Source organism: Streptomyces flavofungini (genome assembly GCF_041028215.1).
GTDB classification, from domain to species: domain Bacteria; phylum Actinomycetota; class Actinomycetes; order Streptomycetales; family Streptomycetaceae; genus Streptomyces; species Streptomyces flavofungini_B.
Genome location: NZ_JASKYR010001303.1, coordinates 1 through 1,008, shown reverse-complemented (window position 1 = coordinate 1,008; position 1,008 = coordinate 1). Strand labels below are relative to the sequence as shown.

The 1,008-nt window shown below is 70.7% G+C and carries 1 protein-coding gene; it reads right to left on the bottom strand.

From position 1 onward, the window contains the following. Positions 1–952: AMP-binding protein (locus AB8Z36_RS40625; protein WP_369218361.1), on the bottom strand; the 952-nt coding region annotated here is incomplete at its 3' end. Positions 953–1,008: the final 56 nt, after the last annotated feature.

Genomic DNA, 1,008 nt, shown 5'->3' with positions numbered 1-1,008 from the left:
GCGCGAACTCGCAGCCGAACACCTCCAGGCAGCGTTCCAGGAGCGTCTCCGACATCGGCGCGGCACCGTAGGCGATCTTGCGCATCGAGGCGAACGCCTCGGGTCCCGCGCCACGTTCGGCCATCATCATCTGGAGCATGGCGGGTGCCGCGAAGGTGATGGTGACCCCGTGCTCGCGGATCAGCCGCACCGCCTCCTGCGGGATGAACTGCGGCATCACCACGCTGGTCGCACCGGCGTTGAAGGTGTGCATGAACCAGCCGATGCCCGCGATGCCGAAGCCCGGCAGCGAGATCAGGCTGACGTCCTCCGGCAGCCAGTCCAGCCAGTCCACGCCGTGCTCCCGCATCGCGGCGGGCAGCGTGAAGAAGCTCCGGTGGGGCAGGACGGCGCCCTTGGGCAGTCCGGTGGTGCCGCTGGTGTAGATCTGCACCACCGCGTCGTCGGGCCCCGTGCCCGGCTCCAGGTCGGTGGTGGGGTGGTTGGCGTACCAGGCGGGCAGTCCGGTGCCGCGCGCCGGTTCGCCCTCGCTGTCGGTGCCGTCGACGCGGACGACGGTGCGCAGCCCCGGCAGGTGCGGCTTGACGCGGTCCGCGGTGTCCCAGAACTCGTCGTCCACGAAGAGCAGCACGGCGCCGGAGTCACGCAGGATGTGGTCCACCTCGCCGCGGGTGAGCCGCCAGTTGACCGGTACGAGGACGGCCCCGGCCTTCGCGCAGGCCAGGATGGTCAGGTAGTAGTTCTCCGACTCGCGGCCCAGATAGGCGACGCGGTCGCCGGTGCCGATGCCCGCGTCGCGCAGGGCGTGGGCGGCCCGGTTGCTGTCCCGGTGGAACTTCGCGTACGTGGTGGTGCGGCCCTCGCAGATGATCGCCGCGTGCTCCGCGCGGCCTCCGGCGTGGGCCCGGGAGGTGCGCGTCAGCGTCCAGTCTCTGGTGATGTCGTCTCTCACTGTGGTCTCCCCGCTGCGTAGGACATCTCGGTGGGTGTCGTGAGGGTGTGCGTGGA